At 61.1% G+C, this 26124-nt stretch carries 17 protein-coding genes, 1 tRNA gene and 1 pseudogene; 13 read left to right on the top strand and 6 right to left on the bottom strand.

Annotation, left to right across the window (positions count from 1 at the left end):
• Positions 1 to 327: 327 nt before the first annotated feature.
• Together NKH16_RS32225 and NKH16_RS32220 are read left to right on the top strand one after the other, a co-directional pair.
• A complete protein-coding gene (locus NKH16_RS32225) occupies positions 328 to 3627 on the top strand; it encodes an adenylate/guanylate cyclase domain-containing protein (protein WP_352450245.1) in 3300 nt (1099 codons plus the stop codon).
• 19 nt (positions 3628 to 3646) lie between these two features.
• Positions 3647 to 4327 carry a redoxin domain-containing protein gene (locus NKH16_RS32220; protein ID WP_023675975.1) on the top strand — a complete coding sequence of 227 codons (681 nt, stop codon included), beginning with the start codon at positions 3647 to 3649 and terminating at the stop codon, positions 4325 to 4327.
• A gap of 85 nt (positions 4328 to 4412) precedes the next feature.
• Here NKH16_RS32220 and NKH16_RS32215 read toward each other — a convergent pair whose 3' ends face one another.
• The gene (locus NKH16_RS32215) at positions 4413 to 7370 is read right to left on the bottom strand and encodes a trifunctional glycosyltransferase/class I SAM-dependent methyltransferase/polysaccharide deacetylase (protein WP_352748954.1); all 2958 of its coding nucleotides are present in this window, start codon (positions 7368 to 7370) and stop codon (positions 4413 to 4415) included.
• Positions 7371 to 7546: 176 nt separating this feature from the next.
• On the opposite strand from NKH16_RS32215, the pseudogene NKH16_RS32210 reads away from it, so the two are divergent.
• The 6 genes and pseudogenes from NKH16_RS32210 to NKH16_RS32185 form a co-directional block, all read left to right on the top strand.
• Positions 7547 to 7692: pseudogene (locus NKH16_RS32210) on the top strand (IS110 family transposase); the annotation flags it as partial.
• A gap of 612 nt (positions 7693 to 8304) precedes the next feature.
• Positions 8305 to 8970, top strand: coding sequence for a DUF3450 domain-containing protein (locus NKH16_RS32205; protein ID WP_352457157.1), 666 nt, complete (start codon positions 8305 to 8307; stop codon positions 8968 to 8970).
• Between the two features lie 94 nt (positions 8971 to 9064).
• Entirely contained in the window at positions 9065 to 11635 is a 2571-nt protein-coding gene (locus NKH16_RS32200; protein ID WP_352748952.1) for an OmpA family protein, read from the top strand.
• Positions 11636 to 11650: 15 nt separating this feature from the next.
• Complete coding sequence (locus NKH16_RS32195) at positions 11651 to 12142, top strand: Rab family GTPase (protein ID WP_254818889.1); 492 nt, start codon at positions 11651 to 11653, stop codon at positions 12140 to 12142.
• 3 nt (positions 12143 to 12145) lie between these two features.
• The gene (locus NKH16_RS32190) at positions 12146 to 13216 is read left to right on the top strand and encodes an adenylate/guanylate cyclase domain-containing protein (RefSeq protein ID WP_352458338.1); all 1071 of its coding nucleotides are present in this window, start codon (positions 12146 to 12148) and stop codon (positions 13214 to 13216) included.
• 439 nt (positions 13217 to 13655) lie between these two features.
• Positions 13656 to 15881, top strand: a complete 2226-nt coding sequence (locus tag NKH16_RS32185; protein ID WP_352458337.1) for a mechanosensitive ion channel family protein — start codon at positions 13656 to 13658, stop codon at positions 15879 to 15881.
• Positions 15882 to 16012: 131 nt separating this feature from the next.
• Here the strand turns inward: NKH16_RS32185 and NKH16_RS32180 are convergent.
• Positions 16013 to 16087, bottom strand: a tRNA-Gly gene (locus tag NKH16_RS32180).
• A 230-nt stretch (positions 16088 to 16317) separates the two neighbouring features.
• On the opposite strand from NKH16_RS32180, the gene NKH16_RS32175 reads away from it, so the two are divergent.
• From NKH16_RS32175 to NKH16_RS32160, 4 genes are all read left to right on the top strand, one after another.
• Positions 16318 to 16815 (top strand): prolyl-tRNA synthetase associated domain-containing protein, encoded by a 498-nt coding sequence (locus tag NKH16_RS32175; RefSeq protein ID WP_352458336.1) that lies wholly within the window; start codon positions 16318 to 16320, stop codon positions 16813 to 16815.
• An 85-nt stretch (positions 16816 to 16900) separates the two neighbouring features.
• Positions 16901 to 17893 carry a thioredoxin gene (gene trxA / locus NKH16_RS32170; RefSeq protein ID WP_352450239.1) on the top strand — a complete coding sequence of 331 codons (993 nt, stop codon included), beginning with the start codon at positions 16901 to 16903 and terminating at the stop codon, positions 17891 to 17893.
• A gap of 163 nt (positions 17894 to 18056) precedes the next feature.
• Positions 18057 to 18728, top strand: a complete 672-nt coding sequence (locus NKH16_RS32165) for an LON peptidase substrate-binding domain-containing protein (protein ID WP_352748949.1) — start codon at positions 18057 to 18059, stop codon at positions 18726 to 18728.
• Positions 18729 to 18811: 83 nt separating this feature from the next.
• On the top strand, positions 18812 to 19051 hold the full coding sequence (locus NKH16_RS32160; RefSeq protein WP_023675986.1) for a Trm112 family protein: 240 nt from the start codon (positions 18812 to 18814) through the stop codon (positions 19049 to 19051).
• Positions 19052 to 19093: 42 nt separating this feature from the next.
• Here the strand turns inward: NKH16_RS32160 and NKH16_RS32155 are convergent, their stop codons facing one another.
• From NKH16_RS32155 to NKH16_RS32140, 4 genes are all read right to left on the bottom strand, one after another.
• Complete coding sequence (locus tag NKH16_RS32155) at positions 19094 to 22402, bottom strand: error-prone DNA polymerase (RefSeq protein ID WP_352748947.1); 3309 nt, start codon at positions 22400 to 22402, stop codon at positions 19094 to 19096.
• On the bottom strand, positions 22399 to 23877 hold the full coding sequence (locus tag NKH16_RS32150; protein WP_352748944.1) for a DUF6504 family protein: 1479 nt from the start codon (positions 23875 to 23877) through the stop codon (positions 22399 to 22401). Before NKH16_RS32150 ends, NKH16_RS32155 begins: the two co-directional genes overlap by 4 nt.
• Positions 23810 to 24892 (bottom strand): ImuA family protein, encoded by a 1083-nt coding sequence (locus NKH16_RS32145; RefSeq protein WP_352748941.1) that lies wholly within the window; start codon positions 24890 to 24892, stop codon positions 23810 to 23812. The genes NKH16_RS32150 and NKH16_RS32145 overlap by 68 nt, the downstream gene beginning before the upstream one ends.
• A 141-nt stretch (positions 24893 to 25033) precedes the next feature.
• The gene (locus tag NKH16_RS32140; protein ID WP_352903505.1) at positions 25034 to 25240 is read right to left on the bottom strand and encodes a hypothetical protein; all 207 of its coding nucleotides are present in this window, start codon (positions 25238 to 25240) and stop codon (positions 25034 to 25036) included.
• A gap of 176 nt (positions 25241 to 25416) precedes the next feature.
• Here NKH16_RS32140 and NKH16_RS32135 point away from each other — a divergent pair, with 176 nt between their 5' ends.
• Complete coding sequence (locus NKH16_RS32135) at positions 25417 to 25839, top strand: metallopeptidase family protein (protein WP_352748938.1); 423 nt, start codon at positions 25417 to 25419, stop codon at positions 25837 to 25839.
• The last annotated feature ends 285 nt before the right edge of the window (positions 25840 to 26124 follow it).

Raw genomic sequence — 26124 nt, 5'->3', positions numbered from 1 at the left:
CCGCTAAACACGGGGGCTGCGCGGCGGACACGCCGACGTCACCGCAATGCCACGCCATTTTGCAGAACTTGACGCACACAACTCCGTTGCATCAAGAGGTCAACGGCCTCCTCATCTTCATGATAGCAGGAAGACGGAGGGTAAGAGGGAACTTTCGCAGACGACGGCCACGCAGCCGCCCGAATGGGCAGCGCTCTGCCACCGGACCCACACGGATCGCTCGCTGCCGCTTGCCCGTCGACGACTATCGGTGCATCCTTGTGAATAGCCTGGCCGTGACGTGCGGGCGAGATCACGCCGTCACGGCCACTAGTGAGGTCTTGTTCGATGGACTGCTCGGGCTGCGGTTTCGAGATTGAGGGCGGTTACGCCTTCTGTCCGAGGTGTGGCAGGCGCCAGCCCGTGCCATGCGCCAGTTGCGGCTACACCTGCGCACCTGATTTCGAGTTCTGTCCGAAATGTGGGGCAAGCGTCGGTGCGCCCGCAAAAGCCGTCGAACGGCCTGCTCCGGCACCAAGCCGGACCATTGTGCCGCCTTCTCGAACTCCGTCGCTGCTTTCGAACATGGAAAGCGAAGAAGGGCTGCATCCCGTCTCTGACGCCGATCGCCGGACGGTAACGGTCCTGTTCGCCGACCTTTGCGGCTTTACGACACTCAGCGAGCAGCTCGACCCCGAGGTCATGCAAGCGCTGCAGAACAAACTATTCAAGGAATTGACGGCGGCCGTACGAAACTTTGGTGGTTTCGTCGACAAATTCATCGGCGATGCACTGCTCGCTTTGTTCGGTGCGCCGGTCGCGCATGAGGACGATCCGGAACGTGCGCTTCGCGCCGCTCTCGACATGATCGCCCGGACGGCGCGGCTCGGCGAAAGCACCCCCCACTCCGGCTCGCCTCTGTTACTCCACATCGGCATAAACACTGGTCCGGTCGTTACTGGCGGATTGGGCATCGGCACCGCCAGATCCTATTCCGTGACCGGCGACACAGTGAATACGGCGCAACGCCTGCAATCGCTGGCCGCACCGGGTGAGGTGCTGGTAGGCGAGCTCACTCACAGGCTGACCCGGCATGCCTTTTCTTACGAGTCGCTGGGTGATGTCGTGTTTCGCGGCAAGGCTGGCAGCGTGCTCGTTCATCGACTGGACGCACCGCTAGCGGTGCCGCGTGCAGCGCGCGGGCTCGAGGCGCTCGGCCTCAGTGCGCCGCTAATAGGTCGTGGTGCGGAGCTCAATAGAATGATGGCGAGCCTTGATCAGGCGTGCGGCGGCTCGGCCCAACTTGTCCGCCTCGTCGGAGAAGCCGGCATCGGGAAATCGCGGCTGGTGAAGGAGTTCGTCGCCCGCGTCGGCGACGAGGAGCGTTTTCGCAACGTCGCCGTGCGGCAGGCCACGTGCTCACCGCTGGGTGAACAATCTTTTGGCGCCTTGGGCGCAGTGGTGCGCAGCGCTGCCGGGATGATGCAAAACGACAATGGGGACGAAATGCGGGGGAAGCTCGCAGGCTTGCTTGCCGATCTCGGCCTGCAGGGCGAGGAGGCGAAGCGGCTGATGCCTTTGCTCTACCATGTGCTTGGCCTTGGCGACCCCGATGCCACCTTGCAGCATGTCGAGCCCGAGCAGCTGCGGCGGCAAATTCTCTACGCAGTCCGCACAATCATCGAACGGCGGCTTGCGTTGTCGCCGTTATTGATTGTCGTCGAAGACCTGCACTGGGCCGACGCCGTGTCGCTCGAGGCACTACGTTTCGTGATGGACAGGTTGGAACGCACGCGGTTGATGTTGCTGGTCACGCATCGTCCGGCGCCGGACAACGACCAGCTCGACTCAAGTCGGGTCAGTCACACAGCGCTCAGGCTTCCGCCACTCAACAATGATGACGGACGCAGCCTGCTGGCAGCGCTTTTCGGCGAGAGCTGGGTAAGCTCCGCGGGAGGGCTTCTCGACCAGATCCTCGAGCGCGCGGGCGGCAACCCCCTTTTTGTAGAGGAAATCGTTCGCGGCCTTATCGATCGCGGTGTACTGATGCGAGACGGCCAGCGATGGCGGACTGTGGCAGGCGAAGTCGCAACCGGCATCCCCGCCACTATCCAGGCAATGTTGCTTGCCCGCGTCGACCGGCTGCCCCAAGAGGTGCGCCGGTTGGCCCAGGAGGCCGCGGTAATCGGCCCGCGCTTCGATGCCACACTTCTGAAAACCGTGACAGCCGACCCCGGCCGGCTCGAAGCCGGCTGCGAACTGCTTTGCGATGCGGAAATCATCGAGGAAGTTGCCGGATCAGGCTCGGTCTCGTCTCAAAGCTACCGATTTACGCAAACATTGCTGCAGGACGTGATCTACCAGAATCTGCTCCTGCAACGCCGGACCGAAATCCACGGGCGGATCGGTGCTGCCTTGGAGCAACTGTGCGGCGACGAGCCGGAACGGCTCGAGGATTTGACCGTGCTCGGTCATCATTTCGCACAGAGCGCCGAGCGGGAGAAGGGCGCGCATTACCTGCAGGCGGCAGGCGATCGCGCTCGCATGATATATGCCAATGACGACGCCCTTCGTTTCTACGAGCGAGCACTGACTGCGTTGGGCGCGATCGGGCAAACACCGCTCAAACTGGCAATTGCAGAGCGCATTGCCGATTTGAGCGGCCCGGCAGGCCGCCGCGAGATCGCGCACCACCACTACGAGACGGTGTTGCAGGCATACCGCGAGTCGGCCAATCGCGTCGCCTCGGCGCGAGTTTTGCGTAAGATCGGTCGGCTACTCTGGGATGTCGGCAAGCGGGACAAGGCAGAACCCCGCTATGCTGAGGCGGCAGCGCTCCTCGATGGAGCGGATGCCCCGATCGAGCAGGCGCATCTGTGGCAAGAACGTGGCCGACAGGCGTTCCGTAGCGGAGATCACGCTCTCGCGGCAAAATGGGCAGACGCGGCGCTGGATTGCGTAGGCACACTGACAACGGAGCATGTCTCCGAGGTAAGGTGTGATGCCACTCTTGTGACCGCCGAGGCACTCAATACCAAGGCTGTCGCGCTGGCTCGCCTTGGGCGAAACCGTGAGGCCGTGCGTCAGGTTGAGCGTAGCATTGAATTGGCCGAAGCCGCCGGTCTGCTGGGCGCGGCCTGCCGCGGCTACACCAATCTCGGCGTGCTCTACACGACCATCGATCCCGCAAAGGCGATGGAGGTCTGTCGACGCGGTCTTGAAGTGGCGCGCCGTATTGGTGATTTGGGTTTCCAGGCGCGCCTCCTCGCCAATCTGGCGGTCGCTTGTTGTACTTTCACGGATCGCTGTCCAACGGAGGGCGTGCCTGCTGCCGAGAAGGCCATCGAGCTCGACCGGGCGCTCGACCAGCGCGAGCACCTGCCGGTGCCGTTGATCGTGCTTGGGCAGATCCACCAGTGCAACGGCCGTCCGGACCTGGCGGTTGGGTTGTTCCACGAAGCACTGGACGTAGCTCGCGAAACGGGCGAACCCCAACTGCTGTTTCCGTGTTATGATGGTCTCGCAACGCTTAATCTCGACCTCGACAATCTGGCCGAGGCCGAACGCTACTTTTCCCTGGCGCAGGGTATATGCGCCCAGCACGGGCTCGACCCGGAAGCGCTTGTGGTGCTGCCTTTTCTCGACTAGCCGGGGTTGGAGGTTGGAAATGTCCGCGCGTAGTGACTTGGTGCCGCTTCAACCGGGCGACCGTGCGCCAAACGTGGTACTCGACGCCATTACCCAGGAAGGCAAGATCGCGCTTGACGATTTTCGCGGCCAAAAACCGGTGCTGGTCGGCCTGTTTCGAGGTCTGCATTGCGCGTTTTGCCGACGCCATATCGCCGCCCAGGCGCGGCTTGATCCGGAGCTGCGCGAAAAGGGCGTGGAGAGCCTGACGGTGGTCAACACGCCGATCGAACGGGCGCGTCTCTATTTCCGCTACCATCCGATGCCGAATCTGCTTGCGGCCTCCGATCCTGAACGCGCTTCACATCGTGCTTTTGGACTGCCCAATCTCGAATTCACCCAAAACGAGACGAACTGGCCGTACAAGGTCTCGATGGCAGCGGCAAAGGATATGCGGGTCGACATACCAGGCGAGTTGCCCGGTCCTATGGATCCTCTTGCGGCCAGCGAAATCCTCAACAAGAGGGACCATTACGAGCTGACCGAAGCCGACGAGCAGATGCTAGCAACAGGACACGGACAATTGGTCGGTCAGTTCCTGCTGGACCGGCAGGGGATCGTCCGCTGGAGCTTCACGGAGGTTCCAGAGGGTGGGCGATACATGTTTGGGGCGCCAAGCCCGCAGGAGCTGATGTCAGCCGTATCCCAAGTCGCCCAATAGACTTGCGAACGAGGTAAGCGGGCGGGACACGGAATAAAAAGCGGAACCAATTTGTGACAAATCTAGATACTGACAAGTTCACCGTTCATGCGAGCACGGCCTCGACTTTGCCAACAAAGTCATCGAGCGAGTGATCTCCGCGAATCTCGATGCGCGGAAGGTCGATGGGATCGCAATCGAGGTCCGCCGGCCCGTGTCTGCCGCCGAAGCCGATTCGATAGCCGCACTCCTTGGCTAGCCTGCCAAGCCGTCGGTCGGTGACAGAGAAGGGTGCCGCGAACGCCGTGGTTGGCCGACCGGTCCATCGTTCGATGAACATACGAGAGCGTAGGAGCTCGGCGGCCAAGTCAGAGCTCGACAGACCATCGATCGCGCGATGCGTCGCCAGATGGCTTCCGAAGAACGCACCTTGGCCGGCGAGGCGTCGCACCGTCCCGGCGTCCATAAGCTGCGTCGGCGGGCCGCTGTAGGCGTCCCATTGTGCACTTTCGCCCACCAGGTCCGTCACCAGGAACACTTCCGCGGTCAGGTCGTTCGTGCGCAAGGCCGGCCAGGCATGGTCGGCAAAGTTCTGGAAGCCGTCATCGAACGTGATGAGCACTGGGCGGCCAACGAAAGGCTGACGGTTGACGATGAACCATTCCAGCTGCTCGGACCTAATCGCGTGAAAGCCATTGGCGCGCAGCCATGCCATTTGGCTGGCGAATGCGGCGGGCGCGAGCCGAAAACGGGCGAGCGCGGCCGGACCTTCATCGGCGACGCTGTGATACATGAGGACGGGGATACGCTGCCGCCGCTCGCTACGTGCCACGTCGCGGCGCAAGGCCCGCGCCCCGCCCCAGACGATATTTCGCGCGACCCCGATTTCAACGGATGCGCGGATTGGCACATGATCTACCATCGGTTCCGTCGCCACGTCGCCTGGTGACAAGCGGCGGAAGCGGTCTATGCGGTAGAGCTCGGTCTGGATCGATTGCTCGAGGACGAGGCCGTCGGTCGCTGCCAGCGTCTCTGAGATCGCTTGTGCACCGAATGTGTTCCAGTCGAAGCCCGTCCTTCCAACATTGTCTCGTAGCACGAATGCGTGTGCGCTGATGAAACTGCCGCCAGGCGCCAACGCTTCAATGAGTTTTTTGGCGATGCGCCGCACATCGGCGAGATCATCCAGGTAGTAGAGCACTTCCGAACACACGATCAGATCCATTTCGCCCGGCAGCGTGTCCGCAGAGAAATCCAGTACGCCGAACTCAACATTCGGCTGATCGCTGCATCGCGCGCGCGCCCGTCCGACGGCTACGGCGGAGATGTCAGTTGCGGTCAAATGGCCCACGCGCGGCGCCAGCTGCCGCGTGAAGTGGCCCTCCGCGCAGGCCAGCTCAAGCGCCCGTCCGATGGGACCGGCAGGCAGAATTTCGAGCTGCCGCTCATATTTTTCCTGCTCATAGGGCGAACCGTAGTTCCAGGGATCCTCGGTCGCGAAATGGCGATTCCAGAAAGATGTGCGATCATTGTCGCGCCCATCCGCGGCCCGTGCACGGCGCGGCGCTGTAAAAGGCTCTTTAGTTTCGGCGCTCGACCGAACCAGCGCCTGCGCTTCCGCGGCCAATCCCGCGAGTTTGCCGAAATGGCTGTCCCGATCAGACCGGCGTCCCGCCATGGACAACAATGCCTCGGCTGCAAACATGTTTGACTTGTCGGCACCGGCGCCCTTTTGCGGTGCATCTACAGGCGATCGCCTCGCAAGTCGCGCGGCACTGTGCATCGGCCGCTCAGGGGGCACGAAATTCAGGATCAATTCAATCCAATGACGCCTTGTCACTCTCCCGAGTACGCCGAACTGCACGAGAGCCTCGATCTGGCCATCCATCATCAGATGGGCATAGATTTGATCGATTCCTTCCGGCACTTCGATCGAGGCCGGATTTCGCGCGTCGACACGAATTCCAAGTGTCCGCGCCAGCCTGCGCGGCGCGGCAAGATCGTCGACATCGAGCAGCATTTGCTCAAAGTGATACTGCACGCGGCGAGCCGCGTCGGGATTATTCCAGACCTTGCCGAGTTCGATGATCAACTCGGTGAGGGAGCCGCCGAACCTGTCCCACCTGGCAGCCAATTGCGCTGGCACCGACAGGCTTCCTACCATAAGGCCATCGACGGCCACCTTGGCGATCTCACGCGCCCACTTACGTCCTGCCGGGAGCGCGCGCAGGGACTGCGGGTTGATCGAGCGCGAGCCGCAGCCGCAATCCGATGCGGCGTTCCACAACGCGAACCACGCGAGTGCTTCTGAAGCGGTGCGGCCGTTCGCCTCGATCGCTCCATTGGCGTGAGCCGATGCCGGGTGTTTGACCCTGGGATCGGCGGAAAAGCCGCGGGCGATCACGATTTCCGCATCTGCCAGCATCTGCGCCGAATTGCGGCTGAGCGAGTTGGGGCTGACCCGATAGAAAGCGAGCGGCTCGTCGACCATCACCCAATTTTTGCCTAGACGTGCGAGGCGCTGCCACAGATCCCAGTCCTCGCAGGTACGCAGCGACACATCGAAGCCGCCCAACTCGGCAATTGTCTTCCGGTCGACGAGCAGCGCGTGAGTGCGGATCGCGCACCGGCGCGCGAATGTTTCGAAGGGCTGGATCGCAACCTCCGTCGCGATGCTCGACTGAGTGAGTTCGCCATCGGGCATCACGCGCCGGGAACCGCAATAGGCGGCGACCGCATCGGGCGCGGCTTCAAGTGCGGCCAGCATTTTTTCAAGGAAGCTGGCATCCACCCAATCGTCCGCATCCAGAAACATGAGCCAGTGGCCGCGCGCTGTCGACATCCCGCTATTGCGCGCGCCAGCGGCGCTATACGCGCAAGAGCTCAACGTCCGAAACCGGGCATCGTGCTCCACATAACCGGCGATGATCGCGGGGGTGCGGTCCGTGGAGGCGTCGTCGACGATGATCGCCTCCCAATCCACTATTTCCTGATCGAGAAGGCAATCGAGTGCGCGCGCCAGCGTTACCTCCGCGTTGTGCGCAGGAACCACGATTGAAACCATGGGATTATACGCCACGCCGTGTAACCCGCGCGTTGGTTCGAAGGTAGAACAAGAGTCCCGAAACATAGCCGGCGATTTCCTGCCAAAGGAAACGGTCCTCAGGGACGCTGCGTCCAAACAGTCTCCTGCGAACTCTTCCGAGCCGCCGCGACGCCGCCATTTGGCTGCAGAGCGAGCTTGCTCCTGTCGTGCTACCGAAGTTGGAAGCCTGGCGCAGCATTCGCATCCGTGCCGCCGAGCTTGGGCGCCAGCTGTCGCAGATGCACGTCAAAGCCAAGCATGCCGCATACTCATGTCGATCCCCTGGGTCGGCGCCATGACCACAGGCGGCGGTCCCGGGCACCGTATGAGTGCAATAGCTATGGCAACCTGACGTCTTTTGCAATTGGGGGCGCAACAAATGCCGCCCACTGAAGCTTTGGTGTGAATGACTGCAGTTATTGGGACTGTCGCTCCCCTCCTATCGACCGAAACGCCTCGATTCCGAGGTGCATTCTCGAACAGCCATTCTCCGTGCGAAAGAAGACCTTCCTTCTACCGTTGGGCCCGCATCGGAAGCTGATCGTCGCAGTATACAGTCGGGTGCGAGACGGTACGTGCACCGCCAGACCAGCTACTTTAGACACTTCTAATGAGTCTGCGCTACTTAATTGCGCTCCAGTAGCTATAGCCTGACATTGTATTACTCATTTCGATAGTAGATTGCGTCCAATGATCGATTAGATTAGCCGGTTGTGGCTGCTATCACAAAGAGATGCGAGAGCGACATCAATCGGAACTCGTGCATTTGCTGCTAGTCCAAGAGATGTAAAAGGGAGGCACGAATTGGCTTAAGCCAAGAAGATTCCGGCTTGCGAGCCGGGAATTTTGCTGGCATGCTTGCTGGTTTCTGAGTGGTGCACTGTGGCAATTGTTCAAAGAAGGGGGCATAAAGATGGCCAAGGAATCTTCGAATACCGCTTCTTCAGCAAATAAAGCGGACGCAAATCTGATAAGTAATGCAGACGGAAGCGGGCTGACCTTCATGGCGGGCCAGGCTCGCGAGAGCGGGGCCCCCGGCGACGCTGTAGGTGTCGACAAGATACGTGATCTGCTGTTCGGCAACCAGATGCAGGACTATGACCGCCGCTTTTCCAAGCTTGAAGAACGGGTCTTGCAGCGCTTCAAGGATGTCGAATCCGAGGCCAAGCGCAATCTTGAAATGTACGAGTCAAATGCAAAGAAGCAGGTCGACTCGCTTGCGGCGCAATTGCGGAACGAAAAAGACGCGCGAGCCGACGCCGATAAGGAGATTGACCGGAATCTTCGCGAGCAAAATCAGGCGCTCGAAAAGCAGGTGCGCGCGTTGTCGGATCAGTTGAGCGAGCTTGAGCGGGAAGTTGCGGACCGGATAAATCGAAACGATCATTTGCTGCGTGAGGAAATCAAGCAAAAGAATGAAAGCATTCAGATGCTGATGGAGAAAATGTTTTCCGATCTTGGCAATGTCAAGACCGACCGAAATCTTTTGGCTGGCCTGTTTGTCGAGGTTGCAAAATGTCTAAATCAGGATCCCGTCGGCAGCAAGAACAACGCGGAGCGTACCTGGAAAGTGAGTTGATCGGAACTTGACGTCGACTGTCGACCCAATCAGCCTCCCTCAAAGAGCAGCTTCGAACGATACAGAGATTGATCGCGAGGCTCTGGCTCGCCTTTTGATCGAAATTGCCCGGAACGTTGATCCGGACTATCGTGCGCGTCTCGACGGAATCCCAACCGCCGACCCTCGCATGGAAACGCTGCGCCAGTTGCTGGTCGGCCGCGAAATTTCGGAGCTTTCACGAGTTACGCACCTGCTCGACGAACCCGAGCAGCTTGCGGCTGCAGTGGGGAGCGTTCTCCCCAGTGCAGCCGCACGTGCGCCTCATGCGCAACTCGGAGAGGCCCTTGCGCCAGCTGTCGAGAGGGCCGTGCAACGGTCCATCCAGAAGAGCCCGCGTACGCTGACGGATATATTGTACCCGGTGTTTCTGCCGGCTATTCGCAAGTCGATCGGCGAAAAGATCGACCAGACCTTTCAATCGCTGAATGAAACTTTAAGACATATATTTACCTGGCATGGGCTCAAGTGGAGATTTGAAGCTTGGAGAACAGGTGCAAGCTTCTCAGAAGTTGTTCTTAAGCATTCTCTTGTCTATCGTGTGGAACATGTGTTTCTCATCAATCGCAATTCCGGGCTTTTGATAGCGCATGTAACTGCCGATAATGCAACTAGCGAAGATCCTCAACTCATTTCGTCTATGCTTAGTGCAATTCAAGATTTTGTAAAAGACTCATTTAACGAGAAAGAACAGAGTGGCCTGGACACTATTCGTTTCGGAGAGCTTCGTCTCTGGTCGGAAGTTGGACCGTTTGCGACCTTGGTTGCGGTGATCCGGGGAAATCCGCCGGAGGAATTACATGAAATAATTCGCGATGTATTGCTTGGCATCCATGATGAATGCTCACAGGCTCTAGAGCAGTTTGACGGCGACAGTTCGCAGTTGGCCGGCGTAGAGACGCAGTTGCAGACCTGCGTTGAACTGAAGCAGGAGGAATCAAACCAGGGATTTCCGTGGCTGGTAGTCGCTGCAATCCTGCTGGTTTTGATTCCGGCAGGCGGTTGGTTCTTTCTTTCCTGGCAATCCGGGCAGCGCTGGCAGGCCTATGTGTCGCGACTGGGGACCCAGCCGGGCATCATCGTTGCCGAACAAAAGGTGCGCGATGGCCAATTCTATATTGCCGGCCTGAGAGACCCGCTTGCCGCCGACCCGCAGGCTCTGTTGGCCGGAACGCAGGTCGATCCTGCTCGCGTTCATTCGCAGTGGCAATTCTATCAGAGTCTTGATCCGGAGTTCGTGTTGAAGCGGCTAACGGCGTCGCTGGTTCCGCCGGATTCAGTACGACTTTCGATCGTCAATGATCGCATCGTTGCCGAGGGGGAGGCTCCCGACACCTGGATAGATCGGGCGCGCGCAGCGGCCCAACAACTTTCGGCAGGCGGACCGGAATTCGATATCTCCAAGGTTCGTGACGTGAGCCCCGAAGCACGCGCGGCGGAGCGCTGGCAGGCCTATGTGTCGCGACTGGAGGCCCAAGCGGGAATCATCGTCGCCCAACAAACGGTGAGGGGCGGACATTTCTATATTTCCGGCCTGAGAGACCCGCTTGCCGCCGACCCGCAGGCTCTGCTGTCCGGAACGGAGGTAGATCCCGCCCGCGTTCATTCGCAGTGGCAATTCTATCAGAGCCTTGATCCGAAGTTCGTCCTGAAGCGGCTGATGGTGTCGCTGGTTCCGCCGGATTCAGTACGACTTTCGATCGTCAATGATCGCATCGTTGCCGAGGGTGAGGCTCCCGACACCTGGATAGATCGCGCACGCGCAGCGGCCCGACAGCTTTCGGCAGGCGGACCGGAATTCGACATCTCCAAGGTTCGTGATGTGAGCCCCGAAGCACGCGCGGCGGAGCACTGGCAGACTTATGTGTCGCGACTGGAGGCCCAAGCGGGAATCATCATCGGCCAACAAACGGCGAGGGGCGGACATTTCTATATTTCCGGCCTGAGAGACCCGCAGGCCGCCGACCCGAAGGCTCTGCTGTCCGGAACAGGGGTCGATCCTGCTCGCGTTCATTCACAGTGGCAATTCTATCAAAGCCTTGATCCGAAGTTCGTGGTGAAGCGGCTGATGGCGTCGCTGACTCCGCCGGATTCAGTACGGCTTTCGATCATCAAGGATCGCATCGTTGCCCAGGGTGAAGCTCCTGCCGCCTGGATAGATCGGGCGCGGGTCGCCGCCCAACAGCTGTCGGCGGACGGACTCTCTCTAGAAATCTCCGAGCTGCGTGAGTTGACCCCTCCGCAACTCACTCATTTGAGGGAGGCTATTCAAGCGGTCGACATTTTGTTCGATTCTGGCAAGGCTGTACCGGGACCAGAGCAACTGCCGGTTCTCGACAAATTGGCGAATCAGTTGAAGGAATTGGCCAAGGACGCCCGCAAGGCAGGCGTAACAGCACAGTTCATGTTGACCGGCCATTCGGACGAGACGGGCCGTGAAACGGCCAAGTTGTCGATCAGCGCCGCGCGCGCGGAAACAGTTCGTGCGCTTCTCAAGAAGCGCGGCGTCGATCCGGAGTTGCTCTTGGTTCGCGGCGCGGGCACCTTTGAGCCAGCGGAGATTGAAAATAGCCGAACCGGGAACTCCGCCAACCGCAGAGTTTCGGTTACGGTAAACTTCCACTAGGCGGAGCCCAGGATATTGCAAAAGAAGATCTGCATGTTGGGCGGGTTCGCTGTCGGAAAGACCAGTCTGGTTCGCAGGTTTGTGCAAAGCATCTTTTCAGAAACCTACTTGACCACGGTGGGAGTGAAAATCGACAAGAAGAGTGTCGCATTCCCGGACAAAACCGTGGATCTGATTTTGTGGGATTTGGCCGGCGAAGACGATATCGGCTCATTCCGCGTCAGCTATGTGCGAGGTGCGAGTGGGCTCGTGCTTGTCGTCGATGGAACACGCGCTGCTACTCTTGCCGTGGCGCTCACGTTGCGCGAGCGGGCCGAGGCTGAATTCGGCGCTATGCCGTTTGTATTGCTGTTCAACAAATCCGATCTGGCCGATCGGTGGGCAATATCGGATAGTGAAATTGACGAACTGAGGCAACTTGGATGGCAAATCTATCTAACAAGTGCGCTTTCGGGTGAACATGTTGATGATGCGTTTCGTCAACTTGCTTCGATGGTCAGCAAATAAACCATGCATGTCTTGCCAAGAGAAGTTAGAAGCTGGATTTACGATTTCTTCTACAGCGAGCGCTCGGTCGCATATCTGAAAATCGACGCCCAGCTTTGCATAGCTGCGAAGGGCGGTAACGTTAAACATTACGGACTCTCGTCAGTTCGCATAGGTAAGCCTGTTGCCGAGCAGCTTGAATTCATGGAAGGTTTGTTGCCCTGCCCGGAGCTTCCATATGATATGGCCATGGTCGAACTGCCCAGCGGGCGTGTCGCGGACCTCCATCTTTTTGCTGACAATGCCTGCGTGTGGCTGCTCTTTCTTGACGCCGCTGCCGAACGCGACAATAGGCAGCGGCTTCAACAGAAGGCTTATGAAATGACGCTCCTGCAAGAGAGGGAGCGTCAACTCAACGAGAAATTACAATCGACAAACGAGGCGTTGAGGGCGAGCCAAGAGGGATTGTCGCGTGAATACCAGCGCGCCGAAGCCCTACTCCTCAACATTCTTCCGGCGTCGATCGCGGAGCGGCTAAAAGCGCACGAACAAATTGCAGACAACCACGCGGAGGTGAGTGTGCTTTTTGCCGACATCGTCGGTTTTACGGAAAGAGCGCGGAGCGTCGGAGCCGTGACGACGCTCGCTATTCTAAATTACTTCTTCAAGGCGGCGGATCTGCTCTCGGAGCGATACGGCTGCGAAAAGATCAAGACAATCGGCGATTGTGTGATGGTGGTCGCTGGCCTGCCCGCCGCGCGATCCGATCATGCGGAAGCCCTTGCGCACTATGCACTTGAACTGCGGAAGGCGGTTAAGCGCGAACGCTTCGCAGGAGAACCGATAAGACTCAGAATTGGAATTCACTCAGGACCAATCGTGGCGGGCGTCATAGGCAAAAGGCGGTTTGCCTATGACCTATGGGGCGACACCGTTAATCTTGCCGCACGTATCCAAACGTCCGCGGAGCCCGATGAAATCCGTATTTCGGATGCAACTCATCAACTGCTTGGACCAAATTTTGCTTGCGACCCACTCGCGGAAACGGAATTGCGTGGTACAGGTCGTGTGCGAATGTGGCGGCTCCCGGCCTGATTTGCCGCATGGCAGTGCCGACCCGGAAGCGCATTGCATCTCAAGCAACATCATGGTTTCGAATGTCCGCAGCGGTGCGCGAAGCAGTTGACCACCGAGCGACCGCCAAAGGTCTGTCCTGGTCAACTCAGGAAATCAGTTCCTGAGATTTAACGTCGATGCCCAGTTCATAGAACGGCCGGAGGCCTGGGCCGAGGTCGGAATGTCCTGCCCCCGCGGCTAAATAAACACCGCCAAGTACCCGGCGCAACGGTCTGGCTCGGAACGATGACGTCTTGCACCGCAACATCGGTTTCTTCAAGGTAGGGCAACAACGGACATAGATGTCGTTACTCGCCGATCCGACCGGAAGGTTAACAGCACGATGCCACTCATGACTCGACGATTGGGCGCCAGGAACCTGGCGCGCCCGGCACGGCGTCTCGGAGACCTGACTGCGATGTTTGCCCTGATTGCCAGGCCGCTCGTCTTTGGGATCGCCCTTTTGTTGGCTGGTCAGGCGCAGGCGCAGGCGCCCGCGACCGTCCCGCCTGAAAGGGTCAAACAGCTGCTCGAGCTTCTCGACGATCCGTCAGTGAAGGCCTGGGTGGCCGAACAGCGAAATCAGGACGCCGGATCAACGGGAGCGCCCGCCGAGAGAGGGGCTTCGCCGACCGACGCATCGTCCGGCGCCGTGGCCGCACCAGGCCAGATGAATACGATGGCATCCTCGACGCTCGATGGGATCAGGCATCATATCGAAAGAATCGTGCGAACTTTGCCCTTGCTGCCAGGCCAGTTCGCGCGCGTTCGGGCAGAGACGATGGAGGATATGTCCAGCAAGGGGCCTGCCGGCGTATTTGTGCTGATTGCAATGTTCATAGCTGCCGGCCTGGCACTCACTTGGGCAACATTCAAGCTCACCCGTCCATTTCGTCTTTGGATTATCGCGCAACTGAAGGATACGCCTGTTGGGCGAGCCAAGAAGATTGGTGGCCGCCTGCTTTATTCCAGCATGCTGATAGTCTCTTTCGCACTGGGCAGCGCCGGCGCGTTCATGTTGTTCGACTGGCCGATGCTTATCCGCGAGATTGTACTGACATTTCTGATGGCGGCAGTCGTTACATGGGGTGTGCGCATGTACGTCATGGCCATGCTCGTCCCTTCCTTCATGAACGTCGAGAACGCCGTCGAGGTTCGTGCTTTGCCGATCACCAACGAAGCGGCTGACCATTGGTCCTACTGGCTACCCCGGATCGTCGGCGTCTTCGCCTTCTTCGGCGCCGCGTTTATCCTCTTGCCAGGTCTCGGCATCGATCAGGACGGAATGATGGTCCTGTCACTGGGCGCCGATTTCGTGCTGCTGTTGCTCCTGCTGCTCGCCATTTGGCGTCGGCCAAGAACGCAGCGAGACGGTGCGCGCCACATCGGTCACACGGAAGCGACATGGCTATTGACTGCTTATTTCGTCGTCCTGTTCCTGCAGCGTATCGCTGGCCTTTATACATACTTCTGGTTCACCTTCGCCGCATTCTTCCTGCCTTTGGCAATCGTGGTGACGCAGCGCGGGGTTAATTTCGTTCTGCGGCCAGGTTCGGAAGATGTCGGCCGGCCCACGATCCCGGCGGTGACGATCGCTGTCATCGATCGCGGAATCCGAATGATTTTCATCCTGGCGGCGGCTTACCTTCTCGCACGTGTCTGGGGTCTGGACATGCAATCCATGCGGGACAGCGATACGACGACGACGTTCATATTGCGCGGCTTGATCAATGTCGTGGTCATTGCCCTCGCCGCCGACTTCGGCTGGTCGATCATCAAAGCTTTGATCGAACGAAAGCTGGGCATAGAAACACCGCACCCTGTGATCAGCGACGAGGACGTCCCGATCCTCGATCCGCAGCAGGCACGGCTGCACACGCTCTTGCCGATCCTCCAGAATATTCTGCTCGCATCGATCATCGTGATGGCGGTGCTTATGATGCTCGCCTCGCTGGGTATCCAGATCGGCCCATTGATCGCCGGCGCTGGCGTCGTCGGCGTCGCCGTGGGCTTTGGGGCACAAACCATTGTCAAGGACGTCATTTCAGGCGTGTTTTTTCTGCTCGATGATGCGTTCCGTGTTGGCGAATACATTTCATCGGGCAATTACAAGGGTACTGTGGAAAGCTTTTCGCTGCGCTCGGTGAAGCTGCGCCACCATCGTGGTCCGCTGTTCACGATACCTTTCGGTGAACTCGGGGCAGTCCAGAACCAGAGCCGTGACTGGGTTATCGACAAATTCAACATCACCGTTGGTTATGACACCGATATCGACTTCGCTCGCAAGCTGATCAAGCGGATCGGCCTCGAACTGGCGGAAGATCCCGAGTTCAAACACTGGGTGCTCGACCCGATCAAGATGCAGGGCGTACAGGAGTTCGGCGAATACGGCATCGTATTGAGGGTCAAGGCCACAACCAAGCCGGGAGGCGCCTTCGGTATGAAACGCAAATTCTATGTACGCCTCCGCCAGGTCTTCAAGGAGCAGGGCATCGAACTCCCATTTCCGACCGTCCAGGTCCAGGGGCTACAGAACCAACATGGGGCAGAGAATGCACCGTTGGAGATCACGCCCGAGTTGAAAATGGCCGTCGCGCAGTCGCACACTATTCGGCGCAGAAAAAAAGCTAGCACAACGGAATAGAAAAGCTGCGACACCTGCTGGTCACAGCGCGGCTTTCCGCGCATCGCCATGGCAGGGACACTCTTTTCGCCACGTAAGCAAAAGGCGCCCCGAAAGGCGCCTCTTAATCGCTTGATTCCCCTCAAGGAAACTGGAGCGGGTGAAGCGATTCGAACGCTCGACCCCAACCTTGGCAAGGTTGTGCTCTACCCCTGAGCTACACCCGCTCGCGCGGCTTTTGGGCCGCAAGCCGCGCCTATATGGCTGAAGAGCGCGGCGATTGCAACAGGGAATTCGCAGGCTTTTTGCTTCGCCGGCAATGCGGAGAAGCGCTCCTCGGGACGTCGCAAGGCAATCACCCCCGCGTTGCGCGACGGGCTTGTCTTGGCCGCATCATTGGCCGTAAACGGCGTTAGCCGAACAAGCCGTTGAAAGCGGGCCATCAGAAGAAAGACCGATGCCGAAGACCGAAGCCGAACTTTTCGCCTTTCTTGCCGGACTCGGGATCGAGGTATCGACGCGGCGGCATCCGCCGCTGTTCACGGTCGCCGATTCGCAGGCGCTGCGCGGCGAGATTGCCGGCGGCCACACCAAGAACCTGTTCCTCAAGGACAAGAAGGACAATTTCTTCCTGGTCAGCGTCGACGAGGAGGCGGTGGTCGATCTCAAGCAGATCCACCATCTGATCGGCGCTGCGGGGCGCGTGTCTTTCGGCCGGCCGGAGATGCTGATGGAGCTTCTCGGCGTCGTCCCGGGCGCGGTCACGGTGTTCGGGCTGATCAACGACACCGAGCGAAGGGTCAAGGTCGTTTTGGACGAGGAGCTGATGAGCCATGCGGTGGTCAATGCCCACCCGCTGACCAACGAAGCGACGACTTCCATCGCTGCCGCGGACCTGGTCAAATTCGTCGAGGCAACCGGACATGATGCTGTTATCTTGAAAGTCTCGGCATGATCGCCACATGGGTGACTGAAACCGGGTTCTAAAGAAGGATGTTGCGCCCGTCCCTTGGCCGGCGGCGCGACCGAAAGGCGACGAGATGAGTGATAGCAACCCCTTTGGCGGCCCATTTGGCAGCAATGGCGGCCGGTATGCCACCACCGTGCAATATGGCGGCACCGATGCCGCGCGTGAGAAGGTCGCGCTTGCGGAGGCGCCGGCCGACGTCATCAAGGACACAACGACCGCTGGATTTGCCGCCGACGTGATCCAGGAATCGCGTCACCAGCCGGTGCTGGTCGATTTCTGGGCGCCGTGGTGCGGCCCTTGCAAGCAATTGACGCCGCTGCTGGAGAAGGCGGTGAAAGCCGCCGGTGGCAAGGTCAAGCTGGTCAAGATGAATATCGACGACCATCCATCGATCGCCGGCCAGCTTGGCATCCAGTCGATACCGGCGGTCATTGCCTTCAAGGACGGCCAGCCGGTCGACGGCTTCATGGGCGCCATTCCCGAGAGCCAGATCACGCAATTCATCCAGAAGGTCGGCGGCAAGAACGGCGGTGCGCCGCAAGTTGCCGAGGCGCTGGCCGCGGCCGCCGAAGCGCGCGACGCCGGGGACGTGCAGACGGCGGCCGACATTTACGATGCCATCCTGGAACAGGCGCCGGAGACGATCGAGGCGATCGCTGGCTTGGGCGATCTGCTGTTCGAGGCCGGCGATGCCGAAGGTGCCGAGGCGGTGCTGGCGCGGGCGCCGGAAGCAAAGAAGGATGCGCCCCAGCTCGCCGCGCTGCGGGCCAAGATGGCGCTCGCCGCGCAAGCAGCAGTGCTCGGCAATCCGGCGGAACTGGAACGGCGGCTGGCCGAAAATCCCGGGGATCACCAGGCACGGTTCGAGCTTGCCATGATCCAGAACGCCAAGGGTGATCGCATGGCGGCGGCCGACAATCTGCTGGCGATCATCAAGGCCGACCGCTCGTGGAACGACGACGGCGCCAGAACCCAGTTGCTGCAGCTCTTCGAGGCATGGGGCATAACCGACGAAGCAACGCTGTCGGCACGGCGCAAACTGTCGTCGCTGCTGTTTTCCTGAGCCGGCGCAGACTGTTTTGTCGCGCGGGCTTGCGGTGGGCCGCGGCTGCGCCAGATTAGGTTTTCGGACGGCGTTCGATTTCAGGTTTCCGGTGTTGCGCCTTGTGCCGGCCGGGAGGAGACGGATTTGGTGCGCTTCCTGACAAAGCGATCGGAGGATTGAGGTGCAGGCGGGAAACGCGCATTACCGGCTCGCTGCGGACTTACCGTCGACCATGCCGATCTTTCCGCTTGAGGGCGCATTGCTGCTGCCGGGAGGCCGCATGCCGCTCAACATCTTCGAGCCGCGCTATCTGCAGATGGTCGACGAGGCGATCGCCGGGCCGCGGCTGATCGGCATGATCCAGCCCAGCCTTGACGGTGCGCTGCGTCCCAACGGCGAGCCGGCGCTCTGCAATGTCGGCTGCGCCGGGCGCATCATTGCGCTGTCCGAGAGCGGCGACGGCCGTTACCTGATTTCGCTGCAGGGCGTGTGCCGGTTCCGTATTGTCCAGGAGCTCACGGTCAAAACACCGTTCCGGCAGTGCCGGTTGGCACCCTTTCTCGCCGATCTCGACGAGGAGCAGGCAGACGCCGAGATCGACCGGCCGGCGCTGCTCAAAGCGTTTCGCGCCTATCTGCAGGCTAACGATCTGGAGGCCGACTGGGAAAGCGTCAGCCGCGCCGAAAACGCCATGCTGGTCAACGCACTGTCGATGATGGCGCCCTACGGGCCGGCCGAGAAACAGGCGCTGCTCGAAGCGGCCGATCTGAAGACACGCGCCGAGACCCTGATCGCCATCACCGAAATGGCGCTGGCGCGCGACAATGAGGATTTCGGGTCGAGTTTGCAGTAGGTTCTTGCCTTCTCCCACAAGGGGAGAAGGGGAAGTCCGCGCTCGGAACCTTAACCGATTGCCTTGTGAAAAGGATGGATCGAATGGCGGATGGACGTGACGGGAACAGGACTGTCGACCCCAAGCTGCTGGAACTCTTGGCCTGCCCGCTGACCAAGGGGCCGCTTGCCTGGGATCCGGAGCGCGGCGAGCTTATCTCGCGGGTAGCAAAGCTTGCCTATCCGGTGCGGGACGGCATTCCGATCATGCTGCCATCGGAAGCGCGTGTCATCACCATAGATGATGCCATGCCACCGCCGCCGCGCCTGGGTGGAACGCCCTGAGTGCTGCGGTTCAGAGCCGCTCCGTCGCGATCTTTCGCGCCTCTATTGAAAATTGCGCCCTTTGGGCATGACCTTCTCTGCCTTTCCCAATAGTTCCGTTTGCGCGATGCTGCCAGGCTGAGCCTCGTCTGCACTGCTCGACAGTCTGTCCGCAGGCCTTGCCTGCTCAAGCAGCACCGACAGCCACGGCGTCAGATCCTCGACCTTCTCGGCGACGATATGGATGACGTCCGATTCCGACTGCAATTTCCCGGTGACGCGGATGAGGCGCGCGCCCATGACGATGGGGCGGAAGCGGTCGAAGGTCCTTTCCCAGAAAATGATATTGGCAACCGCATTCTCGTCTTCCAGCGTCAGGAAGATCGCCTTGCCATTGCCCGGCCGCTGCCGCACCAGCACGAGGCCGGCGACCGAGACACGCCGGCCGTCCCGAACCTGACCGAGGCGCGCATTGGGCGTGACGCCGGAACGATCCAGCCTTTGACGCAGGAAGGCGACCGGGTGCGCCTTCAGCGACAGGCCAAGCGAGCGGTAGTCGTGGACGACGTGCTCGCCGAGCGGCATTGTCGGGAGCGTGGTTTGGGGCTCGAGGTCGCGAAAGCGGATCGCCGGCTGGTCGAACAGCGGCAGCTTTTCGGCGGCACTCTTGCCGTCGAGCGCGCGGACCGCCCATAGAGCGTCGCGACGGTTCAATCCAAGCGACCGGAAAGCGTCGGCCTGCGCCAGTTTTTCGATCTCGTCGACGTTGAGGCCCGAGCGCAGCCAGACGTCGCGTACGGATGCATAGCCGGCGCCGCGCCTCGACACAAACGCTTCCATGCGCTCCTTCGACAGGCCCTTGACCTGGCGAAAGCCGAGCCGGACGGCATGGCTGGTCCGGATGACGCCGCGCATCTGGGCATGGCGGTCAAGGATACGATCCGGATCGAAAGGCGATTTCTCCAAGGCGCAATCCCAGCCGGAAAAATTGACGTCGACCTCGCGGATCTCGACGCCGTGGTCATGCGCGTCGCGGACAAGCTGGGCCGGCTGGTAAAACCCCATCGGCTGGGAATTCAGGATCGCGGCGCAGAACAGGTCGGGATAGAAGGTCTTGAACCAGCAGGAGGCATAGACCAGCAGGGCGAAGGAGGCGGCGTGGCTCTCGGGAAAGCCGTATTCGCCAAAACCCTCGATCTGCTTGAAGCAGCGCTCGGCGAAGTCTTTTTCGTAGCCCTTGGCGACCATGCCGTCGACCATTCTCTTGCGGTAATTGCCGATCGTGCCGGTGCGCTTGAATGTCGCCATGGCGCGGCGCAGTTCATCGGCCTCGCCCGGCCTGAAGCCGCCAGCAACGATGGCGATCTTCATCGCCTGCTCCTGGAACAGCGGCACGCCCAGCGTCCTGCCGAGTATTTTTTCCAGTTCCGGCTTGGGATATTCGGGTTTTTCCTTGCCTTGCCGGCGGCGCAGATAAGGGTGGACCATGTCGCCTTGGATCGGGCCGGGCCGCACGATCGCCACCTCGATGACGAGGTCGTAAAAGCTTTTCGGCCGCAGCCGCGGCAGCATCGACATTTGCGCGCGCGATTCGATCTGGAAGACGCCGATCGTGTCGGCACGGCAGATCATGTCGTAGACATGCCTGTCCTCGGCAGGCAGAGTGGCCAGCACATAGGGCAGGCCGTACGCGTCCCGCGCCTGCGGATAATGATCCTGGAGCAGGGTGAAGGCGCGCTGCAGGCAGGTCAGCATGCCGAGCGCCAGCACGTCCACTTTAAGGATTTTCACCGCGTCGAGATCGTCCTTGTCCCACTCGACCATCTTGCGCTCGTCCATCGCCGTCTTGACGATGGGCACGATCTCGTCGAGCCGGTCCCGGGTGATGACAAAACCGCCGACATGCTGCGACAAATGACGGGGAAAGCCCATGATCTCGTTGGCGCATTCGATCACATGCCTTGTCGATGGATCGGTCCGATCGAGGCCGCCGGCCTTTGTCTCCTTTTCGCCGAGCTCCGAGGTCGACCAGCCCCAGATCGAACTGGACAGCGCGCCCCGAACGTCGTCCGACAGGCCCATCGCCTTGGCCACTTCCCGCATCGCCGAGCGGCCCCGGTAGCTGACGACGGCGGCGGCCAGCGCGGTGCGCTTGGTGCTGTATTTGGAATAGATGTACTGGATGACCTCCTCGCGCTTTTCATGCTCGAAATCGACGTCGATGTCGGGCGGCTCGTTTCTTTCCTCGGAAATGAAGCGCTCGAAAAGCGTTTCGATCTTGTCCGGGCCGACTTCGGTGATGCCAATGCAGAAGCAGACGATCGAGTTGGCGGCAGAGCCGCGCCCCTGGCAGAGAATGTTCTGGCTGCGGGCGAATTTGACGATGTCGTGGACAGTCAGGAAATAGCGCGCGTAGTTCAGACGCTCGATCAGAGCGAGCTCCTCCTCGATGCGCTGCGTCACAAAAGCGGGCACGCCCGAGGGGTAGCGGATGGCGGCTCCCTCCTTGGCCAGCCTTTCCAGTTCGGCCTGCGGCCCAAGACCCGATTCCGTCGGCTCGTCGGGATAGTTGTATTGCAGGTCACTGAGCGAGAAGGTCAGCTCGCCGGCAAAACGCAGCGTTTCCGCCAGCGCTTGCGGATGCCTGCGGAAAAGCCGTGCCATCTCCAGCGGCGGCTTTAAGTGACGCTCGGCATTGGCCGCCAGCTCCAGCCCCACCTCGGCGACGGGCACATTGAGGCGGATCGCCGTCAGCACGTCCTGCAGCGGGCGCCGTTCCGACGTATGGTAGAGAACATCGTTGGTCGCCATCAACGGGATGCCGGCCAGATCCGCCATCGCCGCCGCCTGCTCGATACGGAAGCGGTCGTTGCCGCGGTAATCCGGCGAAACCGCAAGCCGCAGGTTTTCACCGAAACGATCCCTGAGCCGGCTAAGGAGTGCGAGGCTGGTTTCCGCGTCCGCCGACACATCTGGCAGTATGGCGAGCGACAGGAGATCGCCCCATTCGAGAAGATCGCTCTGTTTGAGGAGCGTCGCCCCTTTTTCGTTCTCGTCACGCAGATTGGCCTGCGTCAGCATGCGGCAGAGATGACCCCAACCCTTGCGATCCTGCGGGTAGGCGAGGATGTCCGGCGTGCCGTCGCAAAAAACCAGGCGGCAGCCGGGATGATAGGAAACACCCTCCACCTTGGCCTGCTGCCAGGCGCGCACCACGCCCGCCACCGTGTTGCGGTCGGCGAGACCGATCCCCGAAAACCCCAGGAATTTTGCCGCGACCACCAGCTCCTCCGGTTTCGAGGCACCGCGCAGAAACGAGAAGTTCGACTGGATGCCGAATTCGGCATAGGGGTTGGCCGTCAGCGCATTCATGCGAAGATCCCATGCATGAACCAGCGCGGCGAGGGCTGCGAGGCGCCGTAAAGCCCCTGGCGATAGAGCCAGTAACGGCGGCCGTCGGCATCCTCGATGCGGAAATAATCCCGGGTCGGGGCATCTTCTCGTCCCGCCGCCCCTCGCCACCATTCCGGCGCGATGCGCTCCGGCCCTTCGGCGCGCGCGACCCGATAGAGCGCGCGCCGCCAGCGGAAGTTCAAAGGCGGGCCTTCCGGCATTTCGGTGGCCGGCACCTCGATCGGCTCGGGCGAACGGAAAAGCCGGATCGGCCGTTCCGGCTGGAAGACGGTCGTGGGAGCGTCCTTCGCCTTGTCCGGCTGCTTCGGCGGCGAGCTTCTCTGCGGCGCCTCCGTGAAGGGAAGGGTGGCGACGGCGCGCTCCGGCAAATGGCTCTCGACGGCGACCGGCTTCAAGACCGCGCCTTCGCCGAGCCGGGCGCGAATGCGGTCGGCAAAAAGCGCGATATCGGCACCGTCGTCGCTCGTCTCGCCGGCAAGGTCGGCCTGCTGCATGTCGAAGGCGGCGGCGGTCAGCACCGAAAGGCGCACGAGATCGAAGCCATAGCCGGCGTCGATATCCTGTTCGAGCGCGGCAAGCCTTTCATGGAACAATTTCTGGATCAGCCGCGGCTCGCGCAGAGGCCGCGAGGTGCCGACGGCGATGCGGCTGACGCCGCCATCGACGCGGAAAAGCAGCAGCGCCAGCCGCCTTGCGCCCTCGCCGCGACGCTCGAGGTCGCTCTTCAAGGTGGTCGCCAGCATGCCGGTCAGCCGCTCGATGTCCTCGGTCAGCATGATCGGCTCGGCAAGGTGACGCTCGACCGAAAGCGGTGCCACCGGCAGGCGCGGCGACACGGCCTCCTCGAGGCGGCCAAGCGCCTGGTCGAGGCGCAAGAGCAGCGATGCGCCGAAGCGGCGGGCCAGCGGCGCGCGCGGTGCCGCCATGACGGCGCCCGCCGTGCGCAGGCCGACGCTTTCGAGGCTGGCGCGTACCTCCGGGTCGATGCGCAGCGCCGCCAGCGGCAAGGGCGCGAGAAGCGCTTCCTCCTCACCATCGGGCACGATGCGGTCGCCAGCAAACCGCGCCGCCGCCCAGGCAGCACCAGGCGTGGCGGCAAGCCCGGCGCGGACATCGAAGCCCTGATGGAAAAAACGCGACAGGATATCGTCCAGCATCGAGCGTTCGCCGCCGAAAAGATGGGTGCAGCCGGTGACGTCGAGATAGAGGCCGTCGGTCCCGTCAAGCGCCACCAGCGGGGTATAGCGGTCGCACCAGTCGGCGAGGCCTTCGAGCAGGCGCCGGTCGGCCTCCGGATCGGCCTCCACGATGTCGATCGAGGGATGCATGGCGCGTGCGTCGGCTATGCCCATGCCGCGCTTCAGATTAAGCGCCTCGGCCCGCTCGTCGAGGGCGGCGATGCGCTGGGCATTCCGGTCGCGGTGACTGATCACCAGCGGCAGGTGATCCGACGGCCGGGAACGCCAGGACCGCCCCAGACGCTGCCGCAGGATCCTCTCGGCGGCGAGATGCGGAAACCACAGGGATAGGATTCTTTGGCCGTTCTGGGGTCCATTCCTGAGACCTTCCTTGCTCGCCCCGTCTTTCTTCGAATATGCGTTCATCGGGGTTCCACTCCAGTGTGAATTTTCCGGGCAAGGCCGTGCGGCTCTTGCCGATGGCGACGGTGAAGGCGGGTCGGCCGATCGAGCCGGCGAGCGGCCCGGCAAGCGTCTTACGCGTTGCCGCCGGTGCCGCCGACAGGATGAGGCGGACGGGCGCTGCCGTCGGTTCGGGCTCGCCGGCCTGGCGCAGCAGGAACAGCGGCCGGCCCGCACTCTGCGCGCGGGCGTGCAGCCGCCGCGTCGCGGTGAGGTCAAGCCGCTGCGGGCTGCCGCGGATTTCGAGGATGACGGCGGCCAGCGCCGTCATCCGGGCAGCCTCCTCGGCGATCCACAGCGCATCGAGCAGCCTTGGCGCCTCGGAAAACAGCAATTGCTCCGGCTCGATGCCGAAGAAGGCGTGAAGCCCCCTGGCATAGGGAAAGCCGGCCTCGCGGAAAACCTCTGATGTGCCGATCCACAGCACCGGCAATCGCGGCCCCTGGCTTAGGATCAGGCTGACGAGCGACAAGGCAAAACCGGCAACGGCCCCGGCATCGCGGGTCGCGGCGCCATGAAACTCGCTCACCGCCGCCTTCGGCAGGCCGCCGCTCAGCGCAGCATCGAGGCGCTCGGCGCCGGTGCGCAAAAACGCATCGGGCGGCGCCACGGCAAGGCCGCGCCGGACAATGGTCAGATTCCGAGCGGGTGTCGGATGCCGAGAGGGTGTCAGACTCTGACGAGGGACATCCGCGTCAAACGACGAACTGGCCGGCGCCTCCAGGCGCTCGGGCAAGGTCCCTTCGATCTTCGCGATCTGGCGGCGCAGGACAAAAACAGTCTCCCGCGCCACGGCGCTTGTCGCCATGACGGTCAGCTTCCACTCACAATTGTTCCTGTTATGTTCTTATAGATTCCAGAGGGAGGATGAAGAGTCAAGCGGAGTCATGGGGAATTTATTCCTGCCCGATTTTAGCGGGCCGTTCACGAAACAGGAACTTCCCGTGAGTTATCGACCCGGCCGCTTCCGGGCCATCCCTAAAACCAGCCAGACGATCATGACGCCTATGATGGCGCCGACAAGCATCCGAAGCAGGCTGACCAACTCGGAATTCCTGCCGAGATAACTGGTCAAGACCACCAGCACCAAAAGAAGCAGTGCGCCAAACCCTCCACAAATTGCAGCGCTTCTGACGAATTGGTTGCTGAATGGCATTTGAACACTCGACTCTGACAGAACGATGGAGGTTCGGCTTCGGGTATGGCGACGTCCATCATCCCGCAAAGGCCATCCCTAGACCAGAGCGGATGACAGATTGCGCCCTTGAATCTGCGGCGTCATTTGCCGAGTCCGACCCGAAAGCCTATATGCCGGGATCAAAGGGATAACGCATGGCTCGCATCTACCAAACACGCATCTGGCACGACCAGCTTTCGCCAACGATGGAGGAAATCGAGCTCCTGGCGCTGGAGGCCTATGCCCATCTGCCGGAGGAGTTTCGCAAGCTGACCGGCGAGATCGTCATCCAGATCGCCGAATTCCCGACCGACGAGATCATGGACGACCTGTCGCTGGAAACGCCGTTCGACCTGCTCGGCCTGTTCGAGGGACGCGGCATCGCCGAGCGCTGGAATCCGCAGACCGGCGAGGGGCCGAACCGCGTCACGCTCTACCGCCGCGCCATCCTCGACTATTGGGCCGAGAACGAGGAAACGCTGGGCGACATCGTCACCCACGTGCTGATCCACGAGATCGGCCACCATTTCGGCCTGTCGGACGACGACATGGAGAAGATCGAGGAAGCAGCAGAGTGAGCGACCCCGCTCCTCGTCATCCTGGGGCGGAGCAAGGAGCGAAGCGACGCGGCGCAGACCCCAGGATCCATGCCGTGATAGTGATGCAGTGCGCCGGCGGCGCAGAACCGACCGCTCATCATCCCGTTCTGGGTAACGGGGCTATCCCGATCGGTGGTAGCTCACACTAATCCTGATCCGCCGTGCCCTTCGGCAGAGGTAACGGCATGATGGGGTGGACGGCGCCCGACGGCATCGGATGTGCCAGAATGAGTTCGTTGAGATCTCAAACAAGGGAGCCGTCCG

Origin of the sequence: Mesorhizobium sp. M1307 (assembly GCF_040318155.1) — a bacterium.
In the GTDB taxonomy this organism is placed as follows: Bacteria; Pseudomonadota; Alphaproteobacteria; order Rhizobiales; family Rhizobiaceae; genus Mesorhizobium.
The sequence above is the reverse complement of the archived record's forward strand: the minus strand, read 5'-3'. Positions and strand labels throughout refer to the sequence as shown.

Excerpts from the sequence above, each read along its gene's own strand:
- NKH16_RS32175 (WP_352458336.1), top strand. The coding sequence starts at position 16,318 with ATGCCGAAGACCGAAGCCGAACTTTTCGCCTTTCTTGCCGGACTCGGG.
- NKH16_RS32205 (WP_352457157.1), top strand. The coding sequence starts at position 8,305 with ATGGCCAAGGAATCTTCGAATACCGCTTCTTCAGCAAATAAAGCGGAC.
- NKH16_RS32160 (WP_023675986.1), top strand. The coding sequence starts at position 18,812 with ATGGCGGATGGACGTGACGGGAACAGGACTGTCGACCCCAAGCTGCTG.
- NKH16_RS32145 (WP_352748941.1), bottom strand. The coding sequence starts at position 24,892 with ATGGCGACAAGCGCCGTGGCGCGGGAGACTGTTTTTGTCCTGCGCCGC.
- NKH16_RS32140 (WP_352903505.1), bottom strand. The coding sequence starts at position 25,240 with ATGCCATTCAGCAACCAATTCGTCAGAAGCGCTGCAATTTGTGGAGGG.
- trxA (WP_352450239.1), top strand. The coding sequence starts at position 16,901 with ATGAGTGATAGCAACCCCTTTGGCGGCCCATTTGGCAGCAATGGCGGC.
- NKH16_RS32225 (WP_352450245.1), top strand. The coding sequence starts at position 328 with ATGGACTGCTCGGGCTGCGGTTTCGAGATTGAGGGCGGTTACGCCTTC.
- NKH16_RS32220 (WP_023675975.1), top strand. The coding sequence starts at position 3,647 with ATGTCCGCGCGTAGTGACTTGGTGCCGCTTCAACCGGGCGACCGTGCG.
- NKH16_RS32155 (WP_352748947.1), bottom strand. The coding sequence starts at position 22,402 with ATGAATGCGCTGACGGCCAACCCCTATGCCGAATTCGGCATCCAGTCG.
- NKH16_RS32185 (WP_352458337.1), top strand. The coding sequence starts at position 13,656 with ATGTTTGCCCTGATTGCCAGGCCGCTCGTCTTTGGGATCGCCCTTTTG.
- NKH16_RS32215 (WP_352748954.1), bottom strand. The coding sequence starts at position 7,370 with ATGGTTTCAATCGTGGTTCCTGCGCACAACGCGGAGGTAACGCTGGCG.
- NKH16_RS32190 (WP_352458338.1), top strand. The coding sequence starts at position 12,146 with ATGCATGTCTTGCCAAGAGAAGTTAGAAGCTGGATTTACGATTTCTTC.
- NKH16_RS32135 (WP_352748938.1), top strand. The coding sequence starts at position 25,417 with ATGGCTCGCATCTACCAAACACGCATCTGGCACGACCAGCTTTCGCCA.